General features: G+C 72.6%; 8 protein-coding genes. 1 reads left to right on the top strand and 7 read right to left on the bottom strand.

Annotated elements, in window-relative coordinates:
* The 7 genes from GT042_RS07285 to hrcA all read right to left on the bottom strand — a co-directional run.
* The coding region (locus GT042_RS07285; protein ID WP_345943704.1) for a PfkB family carbohydrate kinase at positions 1-489 on the bottom strand (489 nt) is incomplete at its 3' end.
* Positions 490-659: 170 nt separating this feature from the next.
* Complete coding sequence (locus GT042_RS07280) at positions 660-1568, bottom strand: ribonuclease Z (RefSeq protein ID WP_161307887.1); 909 nt, start codon at positions 1566-1568, stop codon at positions 660-662.
* 5 nt (positions 1569-1573) lie between these two features.
* Positions 1574-1933, bottom strand: a complete 360-nt coding sequence (locus tag GT042_RS07275) for a histidine triad nucleotide-binding protein (protein WP_161307886.1) — start codon at positions 1931-1933, stop codon at positions 1574-1576.
* 70 nt (positions 1934-2003) lie between these two features.
* The gene (locus GT042_RS07270; RefSeq protein ID WP_161307885.1) at positions 2004-2753 is read right to left on the bottom strand and encodes a 16S rRNA (uracil(1498)-N(3))-methyltransferase; all 750 of its coding nucleotides are present in this window, start codon (positions 2751-2753) and stop codon (positions 2004-2006) included.
* Positions 2750-3826 carry a nitronate monooxygenase gene (locus tag GT042_RS07265; RefSeq protein ID WP_161307884.1) on the bottom strand — a complete coding sequence of 359 codons (1077 nt, stop codon included), beginning with the start codon at positions 3824-3826 and terminating at the stop codon, positions 2750-2752. The genes GT042_RS07270 and GT042_RS07265 overlap by 4 nt, the downstream gene beginning before the upstream one ends.
* Before the next feature lie 123 nt (positions 3827-3949).
* Positions 3950-5089, bottom strand: a complete 1140-nt coding sequence (gene dnaJ / locus GT042_RS07260; protein ID WP_161307883.1) for a molecular chaperone DnaJ — start codon at positions 5087-5089, stop codon at positions 3950-3952.
* Positions 5090-6106, bottom strand: a complete 1017-nt coding sequence (hrcA, locus tag GT042_RS07255; RefSeq protein ID WP_161307882.1) for a heat-inducible transcriptional repressor HrcA — start codon at positions 6104-6106, stop codon at positions 5090-5092.
* 186 nt (positions 6107-6292) lie between these two features.
* Here hrcA and GT042_RS07250 point away from each other — a divergent pair.
* Positions 6293-6610: MBL fold metallo-hydrolase (locus GT042_RS07250; protein ID WP_161307881.1), on the top strand; the 318-nt coding region annotated here is incomplete at its 3' end.

Here is a 6610-nt window from a genome sequence, read left to right as displayed (position 1 = left end):
GGCGATGGCGGCCCGCGCGCGCGGCGGGCACTCGGGCAGGGCGCCCTCGGGCGGCGGGGCCTCGTGGCCGTGCGAGACCATCGTCCGCTCGCCCTCGTACGCCATGGACACGGTCACCGGCGAGTGCCAGCCGGGGACCTTGCGGGAGCCGGACAGGTCGATGCCCTCGCCCTGCTCCAGCGCGTCCCAGCAGTACTCCCCGTAGTGGTCGTCGCCGAAGGCGGCGGCGAGCGAGGTGCGCAGTCCGAGGCGGGCCAGGGCGGTGGCCATGTTGGCGATCCCGCCGGGGCTGGAGCCCATCCCCCGCGCCCAGGACTCGGTGCCGCGCACGGGGGCGGCGGCCAGGCCGGTGAAGATGATGTCGAGGAAGACCGTGCCCGTGAGGTAGACGTCGCACCGCGGATCGTCCGGGGCGCGCAGTCCGCCCAGCGGGTCGACGGCGGCGGTCCGGTCCTGCGGCTCTCCGTCTGGTGGGGTGAATGTGGTCACGGCGGGCTCCCCGATCGCGTGCGGATCAAGACAGTCTGCCCGATACGCGGCGTGGTGGCAGGTCGGCAGGTCGGAGGCCCTTCCGTGTCCCGGGCGGCCGGACGAACCGTACGTTTCAGGCCGTCGGACCGGGTCGGGCGCCGTCTTCGCCCGTCTGTGTCCGGACCGGGTCAGGCGCGGCGCGGGGGCAGCGGCACCCGCACCAGGTCGGCGGCCACGGTCACCTCGCCCGTGAAGCCGGCCGCCCGCGCCTGCCGTTCGAACGCCTCCGGGTCCCCGTACCGCTGCGAGAAGTGGGTGAGCACCAGGTGCCGTACGCCCGCGTCCCGCGCCACCCGCCCCGCCTGGCCCGCCGTGAGGTGGCCGTGGTCGGTGGCGAGCGCCTCGTCCTCGTCCAGGAACGTCGATTCGATCACCAGCAGGTCGCACCCCTCGGCGAGCGTGTGCACGCCGTCGCAGAGCCGGGTGTCCATGACGAAGGCGAACCGCTGTCCGGTACGGATCTCGCTGACCTCGTCCAGCGTGACCCCGCCCAGGACCCCCTCGCGCGCGAGGCGGCCGACGTCCGGGCCCGCGATGCCGTGGGCGGCCAGCCGCTCCGGCAGCATGCGGCGCCCGTCGGGCTCGGTGAGGCGGTAGCCGTACGACTCGACGGGGTGCGAGAGGAGTCGCGCCTCCAGCGTGTACGCGGCGGTCCGCGCGAGGACTCCGTCGCCGGTGACCGGCGCCTCGGTCAGCCGGACGGTCTCGCGGTAGGCCGTCGCGTACCGCAGCCGCTCGAAGAAGTTCTGTCCGCTCGCCGGGTAGTGCGCGGTGACCGGGTGCGGCACCCGGTCGAGGTTGATCCGCTGGATCACCCCGGCCAGCCCGAGCGCGTGGTCGCCGTGGAAGTGCGTGACGCAGAGGCGGTTGATGTCGTGCGCGGCGACCCCGGCCCGGAGCATCTGCCGCTGGGTACCCTCGCCCGGGTCGAAGAGCAGGCCTTCGCCGTCCCAGCGCAGCAGATAGCCGTTGTGGTTGCGGTGGCGCGTGGGCACCTGGCTGGCGGTGCCCAGGACGACCAGTTCTCGTACGGACAAGGCGCTTATCCAGGAGGCCAGTTGAGGCCCCGGCCGCCCAGCAGGTGGGCGTGCGCGTGGAAGACGGTCTGGCCGGCGCCGCTGCCGGTGTTGAAGACGATCCGGTAGCCGGTGGAGTCGGCGCCCTCCTCGGCGGCGACGGTCCCGGCCTCGGTCAGCAGGTCCGCGGCGATCCCCGGCTCGGCGGCGGCCAGGGAGGCCGCGTCGGGGTAGTGCACGCGGGGGATGACGAGGATGTGGGTGGGGGCCTGCGGGTGGATGTCCCGGAAGGCGACGGTGGTCGCCGTCTCACGGACGACGGTGGCCGGCACGTCCCCCGCCACGATCTTGCAGAACAGGCAGTCGGCCTGTGGTTCTCCGGCCATGGTCCTGGCCCTCCTCGAATCCGGCGATGACGGTGATCACACGATCACGATCGGTCCATGTTAGGGGGTGTCAGGACCAGCGGCCGGTGCGGGCCATGACCACGGCCACGGCCGCCGTCCCCGCCGTCGACGTACGCAGCACGCTGTGGCCCAGCCGGTACGGCTTCGCGCCCACCGCCGCGAAAGCCGCCAACTCCTCGGGGGACACACCCCCTTCGGGCCCGACGACCAGCACGACGGAACCCTCGCGGGGCAGTTCGGCCGAGGCGAGCGCGGCGCTCGCCGCGTCCCGGTCCTCGTGCAGGACGGCGGCGAAGTCGGCCGTCGCCAGCAGCGCGGCGACCTGCTTCGTACTCATCGCGTCCGCCACCTCGGGGAACCGCACCCGCCGCGACTGCTTCCCCGACTCCCGTGCCGTGGAACGCCACTTGGCGAGCGCCTTCGCGCCCCGCTCACCGTTCCACCGGGTGACACACCGGGAGGCCGCCCACGGGACGACGGCGTCCACGCCGGTCTCCGTCATGGTCTCGACGGCCACCTCGCCCCGGTCACCCTTGGGCAGGGCCTGTACGACGGTGATGTGCGGGGTCTCCGGCGGTTCGTCGGTGTACGAGTCGAGCTGGACGATCAGGCGGTCCTTGCCCTCCGTCCCGAGGACCACGCCGTCCGCCCAGCGGCCCCCGCCGTCGGTCAGGACGACGTCCTCACCGGCGCGCAGCCGCTTCACGGACACCGCGTGCCGCCCCTCGGAGCCGTCCAGGACGAACCGCCCGGCCGGTCCCGCGCCGAAGCCGTCCACCACGAACACCGGGGCGGTCACGAGGCGTTGCCCGGCCGGCCGAGAGACGCACCCGCCACCTCGAACTCGGTGACGAGGACGTTGACCAGGGTCGCGGCCGGCAGGTCACGGGCCAGCCGGTGGCCCTGCCCGGCCCACAGCGCCATGCCCTGCGCGTCGCCCACCTTCGCGGCGGCCTTGCGCAGCCCGGCGGTGACGTGGTGCACCTCCGGGTAGGCGGCCGGGGCGTACTTGCCGTGCTCGCTCATGAAGCGGTTGACGAGGCCCCGGGCGGGGCGGCCGGAGAACGCGCGCGTCAACTGGGTCCGCGCGAACAGCGGGTTGGTCATGGCGTCCTTGTGCAGCGCGCTCGCCCCGGACTCCGGGCACACCAGGAACGCGGTGCCGAGCTGCGCCGCCTCCGCGCCCGCCGCCAGCACCCCGGCGATCTGGCCGCCGCGCATGATGCCGCCGGTCGCGATGATCGGGAGGTCGACGGTCTCCTTGACCAGCGCGAGGAGGGAGAGCAGCCCGAGGCCCACGCCGTCGTTCTCCGGGTCGTCGCGGTGGGTGCCCTGGTGGCCGCCGGCCTCGATGCCCTGGACGCAGACGACGTCGGCGCCGGACCACTGGGCGGTCTGGGCCTCTTCGGGGGTGGTGACGGTGACGACGGTGAGCGTGCCGACCTTGGCGAAGGCGTCGAGGGTCGTACGGGTGGGGCAGCCGAAGGTGAACGAGACGACCGGGACCGGGTCGTCCAGGAGGATCGCGAGCTTCGCCTCGTACCCGTCGTCCCGGCCGCTCTCGGGGTCGCCGAGCGGCGTCTCGTACCAGGTGGCCTCACCGGCGAGCTGGTTGCGGTAGACCTCCACGGCCGCGCTGTCCGCGTAGTGCGGCTGGGGCATGAAGAGGTTGACGCCGAAGGGGCGCGAGGTGAGACCACGCAGGTGCTTGATCTCCTCGTACATGACATCGACCGATTTGTACCCGGCGGCGAGGAACCCGAGCCCGCCGGCGTCGGAGACGGCCGCGGCGAGCTGCGGGCAGGAGGCACCGCCCGCCATGGGGGCCTGCACGATGGGATACCGGCAGAGATCGGTCAGTGCGGAGGACATGCGAAGCATGGTGCCATGCCGCTCGCCGCTCGGGGGATCCGGGGGCGCGGCCCGCGGCCGCGGTGTCCTCAATCGCCGGACGGGCTCGGTTCTCACAGCCCGTCCGGCGACGGAGGACGTCCGTCAACGACCGTTGAACGCGTCCTTCAAGCGGGAGAACAGGCCCTGCTGGCCCGGCTGGAACTGGCCCAGGGGCCGTTCCTCGCCGCGCAGCACCGCCAGCTCCCGCAGCAACCGTTCCTGCTCGGCGTCCAGCTTCGACGGGGTCGTGACCTCGACGTGCACGATGAGGTCACCGCGCCCGCCGCCGCGCAGGTGGGTGATGCCCCGCCCGTGCAACGGGATCGACTGCCCCGACTGCGTGCCGGGCCGTACGTCGATGTCCTCCACCCCGTCCAGCGTCTCCAGCGGACACTTGGTGCCCAGGGACGCCGCCGTCATGGGGACGGTCACCGTGCAGTGCAGGTCGTCGCCGCGCCGCTGGAACACCGCGTGCGGCAGCTCGTGGATCTCCACGTACAGGTCACCGGCGGGGCCGCCGCCGGGGCCGACCTCGCCCTCTCCCGCGAGCTGGATCCGCGTGCCGTTGTCCACACCGGCCGGGATCTTGACCGTGAGCGTGCGGCGCGAGCGGATCCGCCCGTCACCGGCGCACTCGGGGCACGGCGTCGGCACGACCGTACCGAAGCCCTGGCACTGCGGGCAGGGCCGCGAGGTCATGACCTGGCCCAGGAAGGACCGCGTGACCTGCGAGACCTCGCCGCGACCGCGGCACATGTCGCAGGTCTGCGCCGAGGTGCCCGGCGCCGCCCCCTCGCCCGAGCAGGTCGTGCAGACCACGGCCGTGTCGACCTGGATGTCCTTGGTGGTGCCGAAGGCCGACTCGTTGAGGTCGATCTCCAGCCTGATCATCGCGTCCTGGCCCCGCCGCGTCCGCGAGCGCGGCCCGCGCTGCTGCGACGTACCGAAGAACGCGTCCATGATGTCCGAGAAGTTGCCGAAGCCACCGGCTCCGAAACCGCCCGCACCGCCTCCGCCGCCGCTCGCGGACAGCGGGTCCCCGCCGAGGTCGTAGACCTGCTTCTTCTGCGGGTCCGACAGCACCTCGTACGCGGCGTTGATCTCCTTGAAGCGCTCCTGCGTCTTGGGATCGGGATTGACATCCGGGTGCAGCTCGCGGGCGAGCCTCCGGAATGCCTTCTTGATCTCGTCCTGAGACGCGTCGCGGCGCACGCCGAGAACGGCGTAGTAGTCCGTGGCCACTTACGACTCCGCCAGGATCTGTCCGACGTAACGTGCCACTGCGCGTACCGCTCCCATCGTTCCGGGGTAGTCCATGCGGGTCGGTCCGACCACGCCGAGTTTGGCGACTGCCTCGTCGCCCGAACCGTAGCCGACCGCGACGACGGACGTGGAGTTGAGGCCCTCATGGGCGTTCTCGTGCCCGATACGTACGGTCATGCCCGGGTGCTCCGCCTCACCCAGCAGCTTGAGGAGCACGACCTGCTCCTCCAGCGCCTCCAGCACCGGCCGGATGGTGAGCGGGAAATCGTGTCCGAAGCGGGTGAGATTGGCCGTACCGCCGATCACCAGCCGTTCCTCGGTCTCCTCGACCAGCGTTTCGAGCAGGGTCGCGAGCACCGTCGTGACGACCCCGCGGTCCTCCTGCTCGAACGAGTCGGGAAGGTCCTGCACGAGCTGCGGGACGTCCGAGAAACGGCGTCCGACGACCCGGCTGTTGAGCCGGGCCCGCAGGTCCGCGAGGGCGGTCTCCCCGAAGGGCGCGGGGCAGTCGATCATGCGTTGTTCGACCCGGCCGGTGTCCGTGATCAACACGAGCATCAGCCGGGCGGAGGCCAGGGCGAGCAGTTCCACGTGCCGCACCGTCGAGCGGGTCAGCGAGGGGTACTGCACCACGGCGACCTGCCGGGTCAGCTGCGCGAGCAGCCGTACCGTACGGCCCACCACGTCGTCGAGGTCGACCGCGCTGTCCAGGAAGTTCTGGATGGCCCGGCGCTCCGGCGACGACAGGGGCTTGACCCCCGCCAGCCGGTCCACGAAGAGCCGGTAGCCCTTGTCGGTCGGGATACGGCCGGCGCTGGTGTGCGGCTGGGCGATGAAGCCCTCGTCCTCCAGCACCGCCATGTCGTTGCGGACCGTCGCCGGAGACACGCCGAGCTTGTGCCGCTCGGTGAGCGCCTTGGAGCCGACCGGCTCCTCGGTGCCGACGTAGTCCTGGACGATCGCGCGGAGCACTTCGAGTCTGCGTTCACTGAGCATCGCGCACACCTCCCGCTGTCGTCCGTCGGATCCGGCTTGGCACTCACCCGGAGGGAGTGCCAGCATTCCCCCCGACAGTGTACGGCTGTGGGGTACGCCCCTAGCAAGGGTGACCGACCACGGTACCGCGCGGGGCCGCGCGCCGTGAGCCCGGCCGGCGATCGGTTTCGGCGCTAGCGTCGTCCTATGGACATCGCCTGGGGAGAGCGCGGCTGGGAGCGGCTGTCGCCGCGGGCGGGCCGGTGCCGGCTGCCCGGGTGGGACGCGACCGCCGGACTCGTGGCCGGTGACACCGGCGTCCTGCTGTACGACACGGGCTCGACGCCCAGGGAGGGCGCGGCGCTGCGGGCCGACGTGGCCGCGCTGCTGGGCCCCGGGCGGCCCGTCACGTACGTCGCGCTGAGCCATCCGCACTTCGACCACGTGCTGGGGACGGCGGCGTTCCCGGAGGCGGAGGTGTACGGGGCGGTGGGCGTCGCGGAACTGCTGGCCCGGGGCGGCGGC

It is taken from the genome of Streptomyces sp. SID3212, assembly GCF_009865405.1.
Taxonomy (GTDB): Bacteria; Actinomycetota; Actinomycetes; order Streptomycetales; family Streptomycetaceae; genus Streptomyces.
The sequence above is the reverse complement of the archived record's forward strand: the minus strand, read 5'-3'. Positions and strand labels throughout refer to the sequence as shown.